The following is a 15,756-nucleotide window of genomic DNA, read 5'->3' on the forward strand; positions in this document are numbered from 1 at the left end:
GCCTTGCGGGGCGCCCTTTTGCTTGAAAAGGCGCGCGTGTTTCCCCACGTCATAAGACAATGACGTGACGTATCAATCCGCGCTCCCCCTTGCCGTGGATGCAAATTTTGCCGCATCCTGTGCGGGCGGGATCGCAAGAGGAGCGGCACCGCTAAGGGGAGGACTAAAATGCAGCAACGATTTGCAACGATCGCCGACCGCGATGCCGTTGAGGCTGAAAAGCCGTGGGAAGAACGCAAACGTGCGACCACGCTTTATGGCTTTCTCAGCGAAACCTGCGCGACGCATGGCGACCGACCCGCGATTACCTTCCAGATCCTCTCGGGGCCCAAGGATAAGGCCGAAACGCTGACTTGGTCGCAGCTACATGCGCAAGTTACGCAGGCCGCCAACCTGCTGCGTCACCTCGGGGTTGGGCCGAAAGATACCGTGGCCTACTTGATGCCCAATGCGACCGAGACGGTGGTGGCGTTGCTGGCCGGGGCCACGGCGGGGATCGTGAACCCGATCAACCCGCTGCTGGACCCCGAGCAGATCGCCGCGATCCTGCGCGAAACCGATGCCAAAGTTTTGATCACGCTCAAGCCCTTTCCCAAGACCGATGTCGCGCAAAAGGCCGCCGAGGCGGTGAGCCTTGCGCCCAATGTGAAAGTGGTGCTTGAGGTCGATCTTAACCGTTATCTGACCCCGCCCAAAAGCTGGATCGTGCCGTTTGTGCGTCCCAAGGTTGAGGTTGAGCACCACGCCAAAGTGATGAATTTCAATGCCGAGGCCGCGAAACTGCCCGGCGACAAGCTGATGTTCGAAGACGTGCAGGAAGACCGCGTGGCGGCCTATTTCCACACCGGCGGCACCACGGGAATGCCCAAGGTCGCGCAGCACAAATATTCCGGCATGATCTATAACGGCTGGCTGGGTGGGCGGCTGTTGTTTGACGAGACTGATGTGATGATGTGCCCGCTGCCGATGTTCCATGTCTTCGCCGCCTACCCGATCTTGATGTCGGCGATTGCCAGCGGTGCGCAGGTTATCTTTCCGACCCCTGCGGGCTATCGCGGCGAGGGCGTATTTGACAACTTCTGGAAGCTGGTCGAGCGCTATAAGGTGACCTTCCTGATCACCGTGCCCACGGCGATTTCCGCGCTGATGCAGCGCCCGGTCGATGCCGATATCTCCTCGTTGCGCACGGCGCTGTCGGGGTCTGCCCCGCTGCCGGTTGAGCTGTATAACCGCTTCAAAAAGGCCACCGGCGTCGAGATTTCCGAAGGCTACGGGCTGACGGAAGCGACCTGTCTGGTCTCGGTCAATCCGGTGGACGGGATGAAAAAGGTCGGCTCGGTCGGTATTCCGCTGCCCTATACGCATGTGCGGATCTTGCGCAAACGTAATGGCGATTTCGACGAATGCGGGATCGATGAGGTGGGCGAGATTTGCGTCGCCAATCCCGGCGTGTTCGAAGGCTCGACCTATACCGAGGCGGACAAAAACCACGATCTGTTTGCCGAGGAGCGGTTCTTGCGCACCGGCGATCTGGGGCGACTTGATCCCGATGGCTATTTGTGGATCACCGGGCGCGCCAAGGATCTGATCATTCGCGGTGGTCATAACCTTGACCCCGCCGAGATCGAGGACGCGCTGCTTAGCCATCCGGCAGTCGCTTTTGCGGGCGCGATCGGTCAACCCGATGCTTTTGCCGGCGAATTGCCCTGTGCCTATGTCGAGCTTGTGGGCGGGCAAAACGTGAGCGTCGAGGAACTGCTTGAACACGCCAAAAAGAACATCCACGAGCGCGCCGCCATCCCGAAGCATCTTGAGATCATGGACGAACTGCCCAAGACCGCTGTGGGCAAGATATTCAAACCCGACCTGCGCAAAAGCGCGATCATCCGGGTGCTGAACGAGGTGCTGAGCGAGCAGTGCGTCGCGGCGCATGTGATCTCGGTTTCTGAAGATAAAAAGCGCGGGCTGGTGGCGCATGTCGCAACCACTGGCGATTGTGACGAGGAAAAGTTGGGCCATGTTCTGGGCGAGTTTACCGTGCCATGGGATTGGGCGCGCTAGGGCTTTCCCACTGATATTTTGATGCGATGTGCAGCGCCGTCCCCTAGGGGGCGGCGTTTTGCGTTCGCCCGAAACTGACCGAAAAATTGACGCTGCATTGCCGCTGCCGCGCCGCAATCTGATCGCAATTGGAGGGCCTAATCATCGTTAACGAAGCCTAAACGACTCGGGGCGTGCTTCCCGAGTGGTGGGCTAAACGAAGTAATGAGTAGGACCGACGATCATGACGTTTCGCCGTTTCATAACCGGAATTTTTGCGCTGGCATTAGCCGGTTCGCTTAGTGCGGGTGCTGCACAGGCGCTCAGCGTCGATCTGATCAGCAATGGGGGGGTCGAGACTGGCAATCTGTCGGGCTGGAGCACGACCTCGAACGGCAGCGGCGAAAGCTTTGAGAGCCAGAGCGGGAGCTTTCTGAACCCTGCATTGAGCGGAAACTATGACGTAAGCTATGACCCAAACTACAGGGGCGTCTCGACGCTGACGCAGTTTTTCACGGTACCCGATCAGGTCATATCGGCCACGTTCAACTTTACCCAACAGATTGGCCTCTATGGGTATTTCGACATTCCTGATCAACAGTTCACAGCGTCGATTGTGGATTCTTTGGGAACGGTGATTTCACAGGTTTATTCGACAGCATCGTCGGGGTTGCAGATTGGCAGTGGCACGGCATCAACGTTGAGCTTTGATCTGACGTCGCTGATGCAGGCCAATGCGGGCAATTCGCTGGGCGTGCAGTTCTCGCTTGAGGCGCAAAGGTGGTCGATGACGGCAACGCTCGACGATATCGCGATGATGGTGGAAACGCCTGCGGCTGTGCCTTTGCCGCCGACGATCTGGATGATGCTGGCGGCTTTGGGGCTGTTCGGTTTTCTGGGCTGGAAGCGACGGGAGGGGGGAAACTCGGCCTCTTTCACAGCCAACCTGGCCTGATTCCTCGATAACCAAAACGATGAACGCGCGCCCGATCCGGCGCGCGTTTTGCGTATGCGTGCCAATCTGGGTTTGGTGATTGCGCGCACCGGAGTTACGCTGGGGAAACTCTTGGGGAGGATCACCATGCGCGCCTTACTGGCTATGCTTGCGCTGACGGGCTGCGGCTATGTCGATTACGAGGCTGCCCCGGTGGGCAAATTCGAGGGCGCGCTGTTCGTGATGTGGGTCGATGAAAGCAAACGCGGGCTGGGCGATGGTAGTTTCGTCTTTGTGCCCACCGCCGATCCGCTGCGATTCACGCGCGGAGGGAGGGGCACGGTGCAGGTGATCGAACCTACGATGATGTATACAGATGGTGGCTCGATTCCGCAGATGGCGCAGGCGATGAACGGGTTTTCGCCTTGGGGCTACGCGCCCGCCTATATGGTGCATGACTGGCTGTTTGTGGCGCGCAAATGCGTCAACGATGGCGCGGCGACCGAGGGAGAGGCCGCCGTGGCCGACATGCCCTTTATCGAGAGCGCCGAGATCGCCGCCGAGGCCATCAAATCGCTGATCGCGGCGGGCAGAGTGCAACCCAATGACGTGGCCCCGCAGGCGATTTCCTCTGCGGTGGCGGGGCCCGTGTCGCGCCAGTTGTGGAACAAGAAAGGCGCCTGTGCGGCCGGGCGCATCAAACCCGAGCATCTGGCGATGATCTACCGCGCCTTGCCCAGCGTGCAACCAGTGATGGAGATGGCACCGGGGGCAGCCCCGATGCGCCGGATGGCCGTGCCAAGCGGACCTGCCGCGAAGGTCGTGCAGGTGGTGGAGTTTTGAGAGGGGAGGTGAGCCGCGTCTCGGAGGGCATCCAGTGGACGCCCTCAGCGGCGAACGCGCCGCGCGTCGCGGCGCAGGGGGCGTGCAAGTTGCTGGCGTTTGGATAGCGCGATGAGGGCCGCGCCCGACCTCGGGTGGGCGTTCGCTCCGCTCGTGATATGCACTTTATCGTGCCGCATCCCCTAACGTGTTAGCCTGCGGTGGTGTCGCAATGCGCCCTCCCGGGGGGAGGTCGGGCGCGGCCCGTGCTGGTCGCACGGGCTGGGGGGAGTGAGGGTGGTGGAGTTTTGAGGGGGCTAAAATACTATGCGCTTCAAATGACCGTTTCGCTTAACATCATAGATGAACGGTGGCGCTTCATTCTGCGCGATTTCTATCAAGCGCGCGTGTGACCTGATGAGTTGACAGTAGGTGGCCCACTTTGTCGCCCCTGATCCTGGAAGGTAGAAGCATTTGATATTATGCTGTTTCACCGCCTCAAGCTCTACGTCTCGGATATGAAACTTCCAGTCTTGGCTGAATACAATCCATCCCCTTGGGCCAACGACTTCCATCCATTTGTCGTCGGGCATGTTGTGAGCGAAGCCTTCTTTGTTATGCCAGCAAACATCAAATGGAGGTTGGAGGTGCATCAAAGCCTCCGGCAATTTCCGACCGATATTTCTGTCAAAATAAAAAGTTAGGCGGCTCAATGTATAACTTCGTCCCCTAAAAATAGCCCTTCAAATTTCAAAGCTTCTATTACGAGCTTTGCAGGTAAATCATAATCCTCAGCTATTTCGTCAATGTTTGAACCTGCTGCATATTCGCTCTTTATCGCACGTGTCATAATTCCCCTTACCGAGGGAGCTCCGAATGATACTTGCGGATCAATAACAAGTTCACTTTGCGGGCCACTTACTTTCCAAGAAACAACTATTCCGTCGCCGTAGTGAAATTCTTGGAACTGGTTTCCGAGAAACTCAGTCCAAGCGAGTTGGCCACTGGCGTTTGCTACCACAAGTTTGTCAGTGATCAGCTTACCGTCTGCCGATTTCATTTCCTGAAGGATGTCAGTTCCATCGGTCTTAAAGTCTTGCGTGGCAAATGGCGTTTGATGGTTGAGAGCTTGACAAAAATAAGCGCGCGCGGTTCGAATTTTCTCGAGGCTAAGACCGACCCGCCGAAGTTCAGCAACAACTGCAATTTCAATCAACTGCAAGAAACTAAGTCCTTGACCTGCCTCCCGCACTGTCAAAACTGATCGGCGTTTGGGGGTATAGGACTTTTCCCAAGCGGCGACAGTTTGGGCTGAAATACGAGCATACGAAGCAGCCTCCCCGACGCGATAGGCGGGGAGGCGTAAACGATCTCTCCATGCTGGGTTGAGTTCGGCTCTCATATGGATAGCCTATTCCTCAAGGTCGCGATGAAGCAAGTGGCAAATCACCGCGTAAACTTCTTATACTTCACACGCTTCGGCTCTGCCGCATCTGCCCCCAAACGACGGATTTTATCCGCTTCGTAATCCTCGAAGTTGCCCTCAAAGAACTCGACATGGGCGTCGCCTTCGAATGCCAGAATATGCGTGCACAGGCGATCCAGGAAAAAGCGGTCGTGCGAGATGATCACGGCGCAGCCAGCGAAATCTTCGATGGCGGCTTCCAGCGCTTGCAGGGTTTCGACGTCCAGATCGTTGGTCGGTTCATCGAGCAGCAGCACGTTACCGCCCGATTTCAGCAGTTTCGCCATATGCACGCGGTTGCGTTCACCGCCCGAAAGCTGGCCGACTTTTTTCTGCTGGTCTGCGCCCTTGAAGTTGAACGCGCCGACATAGGCGCGGCTGGCGACCTGCGCATCGCCCAGCTCGATCATTTCTGCCCCGCCCGAGATTTCCTCCCAGACGTTGTGATCGGCGCCAAGCGCGTCGCGCGACTGATCGACATAGGCCAGCTTGACCGTGTCGCCGATGGTGATCTCGCCGCTATCGGGTTTCTCGTCGCCCGTGATCATTTTGATCAGCGTGGACTTCCCCGCGCCGTTCGGGCCGATCACGCCAAGGATGCCACCGGGCGGCAGCGAGAACGTCAGATCCTCGATCAACAGCTTGTCGCCCATGTGTTTCTTGAGGTTCTCGACCTCGATCACCTTGCCGCCCAGACGCGGGCCGTTGGGGATGATGATCTGCGCCTTGCCGACGCGATCCTTGACCCCCTCATCGGCCATCTTGTCATAGGCCGCGATGCGGGCCTTGGATTTCGCCTGACGGGCCTTGGCCCCGGCGCGGATCCATTGGAGTTCCTTTTCAAGCACCTTCTGCTTGGCCTTGTCCTCACGCGCCTCTTGCGCCATCCGCTTGGCTTTCTGTTCCAGCCATGCCGAGTAGTTGCCCTCGTAGGGGATGCCGCGACCGCGTTCGAGTTCCAAGATCCACGAGGTGATATCGTCAAGGAAATAGCGGTCGTGGGTGACGCACAGGATCGTGCCCTTGTATTCGATCAGGTGCTTTTGCAGCCAAGCGATGGTTTCGGCGTCAAGGTGGTTGGTCGGCTCGTCCAGCAGCAGCATGTCGGGCGCTTCGAGCAGCAGTTGGCACAGCGCGACGCGGCGACGTTCGCCGCCCGAGAGGTTGGCGACGTTGGCGTCATCGGGCGGGCAGCGCAGGGCCTCCAGTGCGATATCGACTTGGCTGTCGAGATCCCACAGGTTTTCCGCGTCGATCTGGTCTTGCAGCGCGGCCATCTCGTCGGCGGTCTCATCGCTGTAGTTCATCGCCAGCTCGTTGTAACGCTCTAGCTTGGCGGTTTTCGCAGCGACACCCAGCATGACGTTTTCACGCACGGTTTTGGTGTCGTCCAGTTCGGGTTCCTGCGCGAGATAGCCGACTTTGGCGCCTTTTGCGGCCCAAGCCTCGCCTTGAAAATCCTTATCCATGCCGGCCATGATTTTCAGTAGCGTGGATTTACCCGCGCCGTTGACGCCGACTACGCCGATCTTGACGCCGGGAAGGAAGTTCAGGTGGATATTTTCAAAGCATTTTTTGCCACCGGGATAGGTCTTGGAGACACCATCCATGTGATAGACATATTGATAGGCCGCCATCGTGCACCTCGTAAGAATAGGGGGTTTGGGCGCGTTCTAGTCGGAAACCGACGGTAGGGAAAGGGGGGCTAAGGGGTGGTGCGAGTTGCGTTGCGTCGCGATGGCGTCAAAGAGCGTATGTGAAAGCGGTGATCGCTGCCTTTGCCAGTGCTGCGCAAACCCGTTATCGGTTTTACCAAGGGGATTTGTCGGGGAGGCACCATGATCGCCAGTTTGAAGATGCTCTATGAATCTGATGGCGCGCGCGCGCATCAGTTTCGCTACGCATTGCTGGCGTTTGACCTGAGCACGATTGCTTTTGTGATCGTCACCTCGTTTTTCCCGCATGTATTATGGATCGAGATCGCTGATGCGCTGATCGGGGTGGTGATCGTGGCTGATTTCGTCGCGCGCTTTGCGATCACGCAGGGCAAATGGCGGTTTTGGAGCCGGATCGCGACATGGGCCGATATTATTGCCATCATTTCGTTTCTGGCACCGATCGCGGGCGAGGGGCTGGGGTTCTTTCGCATCCTGCGCACCTTGCGCCTGATGCACACCTATCAGTTAATGGCACGGCTGCGGCGCGACTTTGTGTTTTTCCGCCGCAATGAGGATGTCGTGCTGGCGGGGATCAACCTGACGGTGTTTTTGTTCGTGATGACGGGGCTGATCTATGCCACGCAGGTCAGCATCAACCCCGAGATCAACAATTACGCCGATGCGCTGTATTTCACGGTGACGACGCTGACGACGACCGGTTTTGGCGACATTACCCCCAAGGGCGAATGGGGGCGGATGCTGTCGGTGCTGATCATGATCTTCGGCGTGACGCTGTTTTTGCGCCTCGCGCAGGTGCTGTTCCGCCCGACAAAGGTGCGCTACGAGTGTCAAACCTGCGGACTGAGCCTGCATGATGCCGACGCGATCCATTGCAAGCATTGCGGCGATGTCGTGCATATCGACACCGAAGGGCTGACGTGAGGGGCGGCTGCGCGGACGGAACGGGCATCCGATTGGGTCGTGCCAAGGACGGATCTCGGGAACAGAGAATACGAACCGAAGCAGTTAGACGGCACCGCTTAGGAGGCCTTCGTTTCGAAAGATGTTGTTGACCGAAGTCGTAGCGATTCCGAACGATTTGAAAGTGTTCGCTGCAGTAAAGTCATCGAGCTCAAGGTCGCCAATAAAGACCTTGAAAACTCTCTTCTGACCGCCGAATAGCCCCTTGCCTCCGTTCTCGCAGGTGAACACAAAGTCTGACTGTATTTGCGGGCAGGTCAAAACGAATATCCCGTCCTGCATTTTCGCGAGCGCTTCCTGCGGAGAGTCGGCAAACAGGGGATGGAATCGAACAACTAGCCTCTTTGCATATTGTTTTTTGAGAAGGGAGACTAGGAACTGTATGTGCTGCCGTTCGAATGGCAGCAGGTTTGCGGAATTCAATATTTCAGTCATCGAGCAGCGCTGCATCATTGAGCTCCTTGTAGGTTTTCCTTCGCATCGCACACCGCGTCTTTCTGCGCAAGGATCGATGAATTGCCCGGCGCAGAGCAATCAGGCTGGTGGAAAGCCGACCGAACCTTTTCTGCTTGCGGCTGGAGTGGTAATCCGACGAACAATCTTGGCTACAAGCAGCAGTTGACCGCAATCCTTTAGTTCCAACGCGAAGTAAAAACTCAACATCGATTGCCAAAAGACGAGCCTCAGAGCCGACATTCGCACGCCATGCAGCATCAGGCACTTTGGGCTCGAAGCGGACATTCGCTGCAACGCTATAGGTGGGCGGCGGTGGCCTCACACCAGCCGCCCCCACAGGTCGTAATCGCTGGCCTCATCCACTTCGACCGTCACGATATCGCCGGGGTTGATGGCCTCAAAGCCCTCGTCGATGAACAGGTTGCCGTCGATTTCGGGGGCATCGGCCTTAGTGCGGCAGGTGGCGCCCTCGGAGTCGATGCTATCGACGATCACTTGGCAGGTTGTGCCGACCTTGGCTTGCAATTTCGCCTCGGAAATCGCTTGAGCTTTTTGCATGAAGCGGTCCCATCGGTTTTGTTTGACCTCATCTGGAACTTGATCGGGCAGGGCGTTGGACCGTGCGCCATCGACGTTTTCGTATTGAAAACACCCAACCCGATCAAGCTGCGCCTCGTCCATCCAGTCCAGCAGATACTGGAACTCGGCCTCGGTTTCGCCGGGATAGCCGACGATAAAGGTCGAGCGCAGGGTGATGCCGGGGCAGGTCGCGCGCCATGCGGCGATCTCGTCAAGCGTTTTCGCGCTCGCCGCGGGCCGCGCCATGCGTTTGAGAACATCCGGGTGCGCGTGCTGGAAGGGAATATCGAGGTAGGGCAGTACGCCGCCGCCATTGGCGTGGCTTTCGGCCATTAGCGGGATCAAGTCGCGCACATGCGGGTAGGGGTAGACGTAATGCAGCCGCACCCACGCGCCAAGCGATCCAAGATCGCGCGCCAGATCGGTGATATGGGCGCGGTGGCCGCGATCACTGGCATGTTTGATATCCACGCCGTAAGCCGAGGTATCTTGCGAAATCACCAGCAATTCGCGCACGCCCGCCTCGACCAGTTTCTCGGCCTCGCGGATCACCGCATGGGCCGGGCGCGACACAAGGCGACCGCGCATATCGGGGATGATGCAGAACTTGCACTTGTGGTTGCAGCCCTCGGAAATCTTGAGATAGCTGTAATGGCGCGGCGTCAGCGACACGCCGGTTGCGGGCAGCAGATCAATGAAAGGATGCGGATCGGGCGGCACGGCGACATGCACCGCGTCCAGCACCTGTTCGTATTGATGCGGGCCAGTCACCGCCAACACGCTGGGATGCGCGCCGGTGATGTAATCGGGTTCTGCTCCCAGACAGCCGGTCACGATGACGCGTCCATTTTCGTTCAGCGCCTCGCCGATTGCCTCAAGACTTTCGGCCTTGGCGCTATCAAGGAAGCCGCAGGTGTTCACGATCACCGCATCGGCGCCAGCGTAATCGGGGCTGATCGCATAGCCTTCGGCGCGCAGACGGGTCAAAATCCGCTCGCTATCCACCAGCGCTTTGGGACAGCCAAGCGAGACCATCCCGATCACCGGCTGGCCGGGGCGGGGGGCGTCGGTGATGCGGGCGCGCGGCGCAAGATCGGGGCGCAGGGTCGGGGGGTTGGTGCTCATGCCCGCGATATAGACTGCGCGCGTGCACACGGAAAGCCCCGAGACGATGCTGCGCTTAATTAGGCCAGAAAACGCTTGCCTTAGGTCACATAAGTAAAGTTGAATATCTGCAAGCGTTGTTTCGACGCTGCCGGAGGCTTGTGCAGAGAGGGAGACTCGCGCGCGCCACCTGACCCGGCCCAAAGGGAGGATAGAATGACAAAATTGACGAAAACCCGTTTTGCGGGAGTGGCTTTGGTGTGCCTGACGGCGGCGCTTCCACAGGTGGCCAGCGCCACCGAGGGCTATTTTGCGCTCGCCTATGGTGCGGCGCAGCGCGGTGTTGGTGGCGCGGGTGTGGCCTATTCGCAAGACGCGATGTCGGCGGCGATCAACCCCGCGAATATCGGAGATATCGGCCATCAGATGAGTTTTGGGATCGAGGCATTTTCGCCGCGCCGGGGTTTTACGGCGAGTGGAACCAATTTCCTGCCCGATGGCGAGACCCGGTCCGGGCATGACTGGTTCCCGATCCCCAATTTCGGCTATAACCGCCCGCTGGACGGGGGTGGCGCGCTCAATGTCATGGTCTATGGCAATGGCGGGATGAACACGAGCTACCCGGATGTAGCCAACCCCAATTGCGGTGGCGGCACCGGTATCTTTTGTGGCGGCAAGGCGGGCGTAGATCTGATGCAGATGTTTGTCTCGGTCGGGTATGGGCGCAAGGACGGCAATTTCAGCTGGGGCATCGCGCCGACCTTCGCCGTGCAGCGTTTTGCCGCGCGCGGGATTGCGGCCTTTTCGGGGTCATCGGTCGATCCGGCGAATTTCAGCAATCGCGGTTATGATATGTCCACCGGTGTCGGATTGCGCGCGGGGATCAAATACGAGGTTTCGCCGCAACTTACGCTGGGCCTGTCCGGGCAAACACGGTTCAAGATGTCGAAATTCGACAAATATGCGGGGCTGTTCGAGGATGGCGGCAGTTTTGACGTTCCCGCTTCGATCACCGCTGGGCTTGCGTTCAAGCCTCGCTCGGATCTGACCTTGATGCTGGATCTGCAAAAGATTTTCTATTCTGATATCGGCGCTGTCGGAAATCCGCAAACTGCCGGACTTTATGGCGCGGCAGGCGGCGCGGGCTTTGGCTGGGATGATGTGTCAGTCGTTCGACTTGGCGCAGAATGGCAGCAAAACCCGGACATTATCTGGCGGGCGGGTTATGCCTATGCGAGCAACCCGGTCGGTACCGATGACGTGACGATGGGTGTTTTTGCGCCCGGGATTGTCGAGCACCATTTCAGCTTTGGCGGCGCTAAGAAGATCAACGACCGCGATACGCTGGATTTCGCGGTGAATTATGTCTTGCCGCATGAAATCAAGGGGGCGTTCATGACCGGTGGCGAGGTAGAGTTGGACATGCACCAGTTCTCGGCCTCGATCGGCTGGACGCGGCGGTTCTAAGCCGACACCATCTCATGCAAAAGGGCGCCTCGCGGGGCGCCCTTTTTCTATTGATCGGCGGCACCGCCTAGCGGCGGCGGTCGCGGTGCTCGCCTGATTTGCCGTGCTGCGTCACCTAGCGGCGACGGTCGCGGCGGGCGCTCATCGGTTGGAACGCTACGCCGACATGAGCCTCGCAATAGGGTTTGCCCGCTTGGCTGGGCAGGCCGCAGAACCAGAATTCTTCGGTTGCGGGATCGCCGATCGGCCATTTGCAGGTCCGCTCGGTCAGCTCCATCAGGCCAAGTTTCTTGGCGTGCTTTTCCACTTCGCCGACTTTGGCAAGCGCTGCCGGGTCGATCTCATTGGCGGAGGGTTGGGGCGGCAATGGCTGGCCCGCAGGAATGATCGCTTTGCGCGCCGGACTCGACGCTTGCACCGGCGCGGGATCCGGGCGCGCGGCACTCGTGACGGGGGCCGGTTTTTCGGCGGGCTTAATCTCGGGCGTGGGCTTGGCGGGCTTGGCCTCTACCTTTTCGGGTTTGGCCTCGGGCTTGGCGGGTTCCGCCGCGCCGCCTGCACGGTTGGACAGGCCCAACCGGTGCACCTTACCGATCACCGCATTGCGCGTCACGCCGCCCAGTTCCTTGGCGATCTGGCTCGCGGATTGGCCCTCGGACCACATCTTCTTGAGCAGATCTACGCGTTCGTCGGTCCAGGACATGGGAAGCCTCTCATTGTGCAGGGTGCCCGAAAAGGGCGGGCGCAGGGATGCGTGCAAGGCACATTCTAGCGGTAAGGGGCACAGATACAATCGCGCAGGCCGATTTTCAAGGGCGCGCACGTTGGACAGTGCCGATCTGCGTGCTAGGTGAGCGGGTAAGTTGGGGAGAGCCGAGATGCAAGATATAGGTGTGCGCCGTTTTGGTGCGGTGAACTGGCTGGGCATGCAGACGCTGGGCCTGCGCGAGATCCGGCGTTTTATGTCGGTCTGGCAGCAGACTGTGCTGGCACCGCTGATCACGGCGGGGCTGTTTCTGACGGTGTTCGCGCTGGCCTTTGGCAAGGGGCGTGCGCCAGTGATGGGTGTCGATTTCCTGCATTTCATCGCGCCCGGCATCTTGATGATGACGGTGATCCAGAACGCGTTTGCCAATACCTCCAGCTCTATCGTAATTGCCAAGGTGCAGGGCAATATCGTGGACACGTTGATGCCGCCCTTGGCCCCGTGGGAGATCATGGTCGGCTATCTTATCGGCGCGGTGGCGCGGTCCTTGTTGGTGGCCTTTGTGATTTGGGTCGGGCTGTTTATCACGCTGGACCAAGGGATTGCGCATCCGTTCTGGGCGCTGACCTGGGTGGTTCTGGGGGCGGTATTCCTTGGGGGCTTAGGTATTCTGGCGGCGATTTTCGCCGATAAGTTTGATCAGATGGCCGCGATCACCAACTTCATCATCACGCCGCTGTCGTTTTTGTCGGGCACGTTTTATTCGGCCAAGGCGCTGCCGCCAGCGTTTCAAATCCTGACCCATTACAACCCGGTCTTCTACCTGATCGACGGCGCGCGGTTCGGGTTTCTGGGTGTGTCGGATGCGCCGCCTTGGCAAGGGCTGTTGGTTGTTTTGCCCGCTCTGGTCGTTGTGTTGGGTCTAGGGTGGTATTGGCTGCGCATCGGCTACCGGATGAAGTCGTAACCGCGAAACCTCTTTACTTTGCGCAGGGCGCGCCCTAATGCAACGCCCATGATCACAACGTGCCGCCATATCGCCGCCCGCCGACGTCGCCGCATTCGCGCCTGACGTCCGATCTGCCGTGGCCCCGTGCCACATCCCCAAATCGTTGACCCCAAGGCCATGAGTGTTGACAGCGCTTTATGCCTGATGCACCCCTTGGCCTTCTTTTTTCCGGAGACCAACAGATGATCCCTTCTGTTTTGCCCACTTACAACCGCGCACCCCTAGCCTTTGTCAAAGGCGCTGGCTCTTGGCTGGAGACGGCAGACGGGCAGCGATATCTTGATATGGGCGCGGGGATCGCGGTGAATGCGCTGGGCCATGCCGCACCTGAACTGGTGGCCGCATTGACCGAGCAGGCGCAAAACCTGTGGCATGTCTCCAACCTGTATCAGATCCCGCAACAGCAGGCGCTGGCGGATGCGCTGGTCGAGCACAGCTTTGCCGATACGGTATTTTTCACCAATTCCGGCACCGAGGCTGCGGAACTCGCGATCAAGATGGCGCGCAAGTACTGGTCGGCCAAGGGCGAGGACCGGATCGAGATCATCACCTTTGACGGCGCTTTTCATGGCCGCTCGACCGGGGCGATCTCGGCAGTGCCTCATTCCGAAAAGATGGTCAAAGGGTTCGGCCCGCTGCTGCCGGGTTTCACGCAATTGCCATGGGGCGATCACGACGCGCTGAATGCTGCTGTCAACGATAAAACCGCCGCCATTCTGATTGAACCGGTGCAGGGCGAGGGCGGTATTCGTCCGGTCCCCGATCAATGCCTCAAGGGGCTGTGCGATCTGTGTGACAGCACCGGTGCGCTGCTGATCTTTGACGAGGTGCAATGCGGCATGGGACGCACGGGGCGGCTGTTTGCCCATGAATGGGCGGGCGTGACGCCCGATATCATGATGGTCGCCAAGGGCATCGGCGGAGGCTTTCCGCTGGGCGCGATTTTAGCCACCGAAAACGCGGCGAGCGGTATGACCGCTGGCACGCATGGCTCGACCTATGGCGGCAATCCGCTGGGCTGTGCGGTGGGGGCCAAGGTGATGGAGATCGTCTCGGACCCGGCGTTTCTGGATCAGGTCAACGCCAAGGCGGGTTTCTTGCGCCAAAAACTCGAAGGGCTTGTCGCAAGCCATCCCGACACGTTCGAAAGCGTGCGCGGTGTGGGGCTGATGCTGGGGCTGAAATGCAAGCGCGCGCCAGCCGATCTGGTTGCCGCCGCCTATGATCAAAACCTGTTGACAGTGCCCGCCGCCGACAATGTGCTGCGCCTGCTGCCTGCGCTTAATATCTCAGAGGCGGATCTGTCCGAGGCGGTCAATCGCCTCGACGCCGCCACCACGCAACTTGAATCCTGATCTTCCTCTTGATGAAAATATCCTCGGGGGTCCGGGGGCAGACAGCCCCCGGCGAGCCGCCACGAAAGACAAACCCATGACCCATTTTCTCGACATTCACAAAACCGACCCCGCCGCTTTGCGCGCGATGATTGACCAAGGCATCGCGATGAAGCGTGCCCGCCAAGACCGCCCTAAAGGCGCACCCGATGACGACCAACCCTTGGCGGGGCGCATGGTGGCGCTGATCTTTGAGAAACCCTCGACGCGCACGCGGGTAAGTTTCGATGTCGGGGTGCGCCAGATGGGCGGGCAGACGATGGTACTGTCGGGTAGCGATATGCAGCTTGGCCATGGCGAGACGATCGCCGATACGGCGCGCGTTCTCAGCCGCTATGTCGATCTGATCATGATCCGCACGTTTGAGGAGGAAACCCTGCTCGAGATGGCGGAATATGCCAGCGTTCCGGTGATCAACGGGCTGACCGACCGCACCCATCCCTGCCAGATCATGGCCGATGTGATGACCTACGAGGAACATCGCGGCCCGATCAAGGGCAAGAAAGTGGTGTGGTCGGGCGATGGCAATAACGTCTGCGCCTCGTTCCTGCATGCGGCCGGGCAGTTCGGGTTCGACTTTACCTTTACCGGCCCGCCGCCGCTGGACCCTGAAGCCGCATGGCTGGAGTTTGCACGCTCCAAAGGGGTGCGGGCGGTGATCGAGCGTGATCCGGTCAAGGCCGTCAGCGGGGCGGATCTGATCGTGACGGACACTTGGGTTTCGATGCATGACCCGGAATCGGCCAAGGAGCGACGGCACAACCAGCTACGTGGCTATCAGGTCAACGAGGCGCTGATGGCGCATGCCAACCCAGACGCGCTGTTCATGCATTGCCTGCCCGCGCATCGCAACGATGAGGTCACGAGCGCTGTCATGGACGGCCCGCAATCGGTGATTTTCGACGAGGCGGAAAACCGTCTGCACGCGCAAAAGGCTGTGATGCGGCACTGTCTGGGCGTTTGAAGGCTTGCGTCAGGCGGGGATGCGCCCCTGCCTGTCCGCTTTCGGGGCGGTAAATTATCGCTAACTTTAATTTTACCCTTTTAGCGGCTTTGTGTTTTGGCTCGGTGATTCTATGCGCATAGGGTGCGTACGGCAGGGAATCGGGCAAAGCCGCGAAATTTCTGGCAGATTTCGGGT

14 protein-coding genes are annotated in these 15,756 nt (G+C 59.1%); 8 read left to right on the top strand and 6 right to left on the bottom strand.

Annotated features, from left to right (window positions below):
• Window positions 1-168 precede the first annotated feature (168 nt).
• From ACN0SD_RS05780 to ACN0SD_RS05790, 3 genes are all read left to right on the top strand, one after another.
• On the top strand, window positions 169-2,061 hold the full coding sequence (locus ACN0SD_RS05780; protein WP_417807277.1) for an acyl-CoA synthetase: 1,893 nt from the start codon (window positions 169-171) through the stop codon (window positions 2,059-2,061).
• 223 nt (window positions 2,062-2,284) lie between these two features.
• Complete coding sequence (locus tag ACN0SD_RS05785; RefSeq protein ID WP_417807278.1) at window positions 2,285-2,995, top strand: PEP-CTERM sorting domain-containing protein; 711 nt, start codon at window positions 2,285-2,287, stop codon at window positions 2,993-2,995.
• A gap of 54 nt (window positions 2,996-3,049) precedes the next feature.
• Window positions 3,050-3,817: a hypothetical protein gene (locus ACN0SD_RS05790; RefSeq protein ID WP_417807279.1), complete on the top strand. Its 768-nt coding sequence runs from the start codon at window positions 3,050-3,052 to the stop codon at window positions 3,815-3,817.
• Between the two features lie 296 nt (window positions 3,818-4,113).
• Here the strand turns inward: ACN0SD_RS05790 and ACN0SD_RS05795 are convergent, their stop codons facing one another.
• From ACN0SD_RS05795 to ettA, 3 genes are read right to left on the bottom strand one after another with little or no spacing between them, the layout of a single operon-like run.
• Window positions 4,114-4,509 (bottom strand): hypothetical protein, encoded by a 396-nt coding sequence (locus ACN0SD_RS05795; RefSeq protein ID WP_417807280.1) that lies wholly within the window; start codon window positions 4,507-4,509, stop codon window positions 4,114-4,116.
• Window positions 4,506-5,198 (bottom strand): DUF433 domain-containing protein, encoded by a 693-nt coding sequence (locus ACN0SD_RS05800; protein WP_417807281.1) that lies wholly within the window; start codon window positions 5,196-5,198, stop codon window positions 4,506-4,508. The genes ACN0SD_RS05795 and ACN0SD_RS05800 overlap by 4 nt, the downstream gene beginning before the upstream one ends.
• A gap of 44 nt (window positions 5,199-5,242) precedes the next feature.
• Complete coding sequence (gene ettA, locus ACN0SD_RS05805; RefSeq protein ID WP_417807282.1) at window positions 5,243-6,898, bottom strand: energy-dependent translational throttle protein EttA; 1,656 nt, start codon at window positions 6,896-6,898, stop codon at window positions 5,243-5,245.
• Between the two features lie 201 nt (window positions 6,899-7,099).
• Between ettA and ACN0SD_RS05810 the strand changes: the two genes are divergently transcribed.
• Window positions 7,100-7,861 carry an ion channel gene (locus ACN0SD_RS05810; RefSeq protein ID WP_417807283.1) on the top strand — a complete coding sequence of 254 codons (762 nt, stop codon included), beginning with the start codon at window positions 7,100-7,102 and terminating at the stop codon, window positions 7,859-7,861.
• 84 nt (window positions 7,862-7,945) lie between these two features.
• On the opposite strand, the gene ACN0SD_RS05815 is transcribed toward ACN0SD_RS05810, so the two are convergent.
• Both ACN0SD_RS05815 and rimO read right to left on the bottom strand, forming a co-directional pair.
• The gene (locus ACN0SD_RS05815) at window positions 7,946-8,350 is read right to left on the bottom strand and encodes a hypothetical protein (protein WP_417807284.1); all 405 of its coding nucleotides are present in this window, start codon (window positions 8,348-8,350) and stop codon (window positions 7,946-7,948) included.
• Window positions 8,351-8,674: 324 nt separating this feature from the next.
• Window positions 8,675-10,060, bottom strand: coding sequence for a 30S ribosomal protein S12 methylthiotransferase RimO (rimO, locus tag ACN0SD_RS05820; protein ID WP_417807539.1), 1,386 nt, complete (start codon window positions 10,058-10,060; stop codon window positions 8,675-8,677).
• Window positions 10,061-10,255: 195 nt separating this feature from the next.
• On the opposite strand from rimO, the gene ACN0SD_RS05825 reads away from it, so the two are divergent.
• On the top strand, window positions 10,256-11,506 hold the full coding sequence (locus tag ACN0SD_RS05825) for an OmpP1/FadL family transporter (RefSeq protein ID WP_417807285.1): 1,251 nt from the start codon (window positions 10,256-10,258) through the stop codon (window positions 11,504-11,506).
• A gap of 115 nt (window positions 11,507-11,621) precedes the next feature.
• On the opposite strand, the gene ACN0SD_RS05830 is transcribed toward ACN0SD_RS05825, so the two are convergent.
• On the bottom strand, window positions 11,622-12,209 hold the full coding sequence (locus ACN0SD_RS05830; protein WP_417807286.1) for a GcrA family cell cycle regulator: 588 nt from the start codon (window positions 12,207-12,209) through the stop codon (window positions 11,622-11,624).
• A 175-nt stretch (window positions 12,210-12,384) separates the two neighbouring features.
• Here ACN0SD_RS05830 and ACN0SD_RS05835 point away from each other — a divergent pair, with 175 nt between their 5' ends.
• The 3 genes from ACN0SD_RS05835 to argF all read left to right on the top strand — a co-directional run bounded on the left by ACN0SD_RS05835 (window position 12,385) and on the right by argF (window position 15,579).
• Complete coding sequence (locus ACN0SD_RS05835) at window positions 12,385-13,179, top strand: ABC transporter permease (protein ID WP_417807287.1); 795 nt, start codon at window positions 12,385-12,387, stop codon at window positions 13,177-13,179.
• 224 nt (window positions 13,180-13,403) lie between these two features.
• Window positions 13,404-14,576, top strand: coding sequence for an aspartate aminotransferase family protein (locus tag ACN0SD_RS05840; RefSeq protein WP_417807288.1), 1,173 nt, complete (start codon window positions 13,404-13,406; stop codon window positions 14,574-14,576).
• Window positions 14,577-14,652: 76 nt separating this feature from the next.
• Window positions 14,653-15,579, top strand: coding sequence for an ornithine carbamoyltransferase (gene argF, locus ACN0SD_RS05845; RefSeq protein WP_417807289.1), 927 nt, complete (start codon window positions 14,653-14,655; stop codon window positions 15,577-15,579).
• The last annotated feature ends 177 nt before the right edge of the window (window positions 15,580-15,756 follow it).

Origin of the sequence: Thioclava sp. (assembly GCF_048263065.1) — a bacterium.
GTDB lineage: Bacteria > Pseudomonadota > Alphaproteobacteria > Rhodobacterales > Rhodobacteraceae > Thioclava.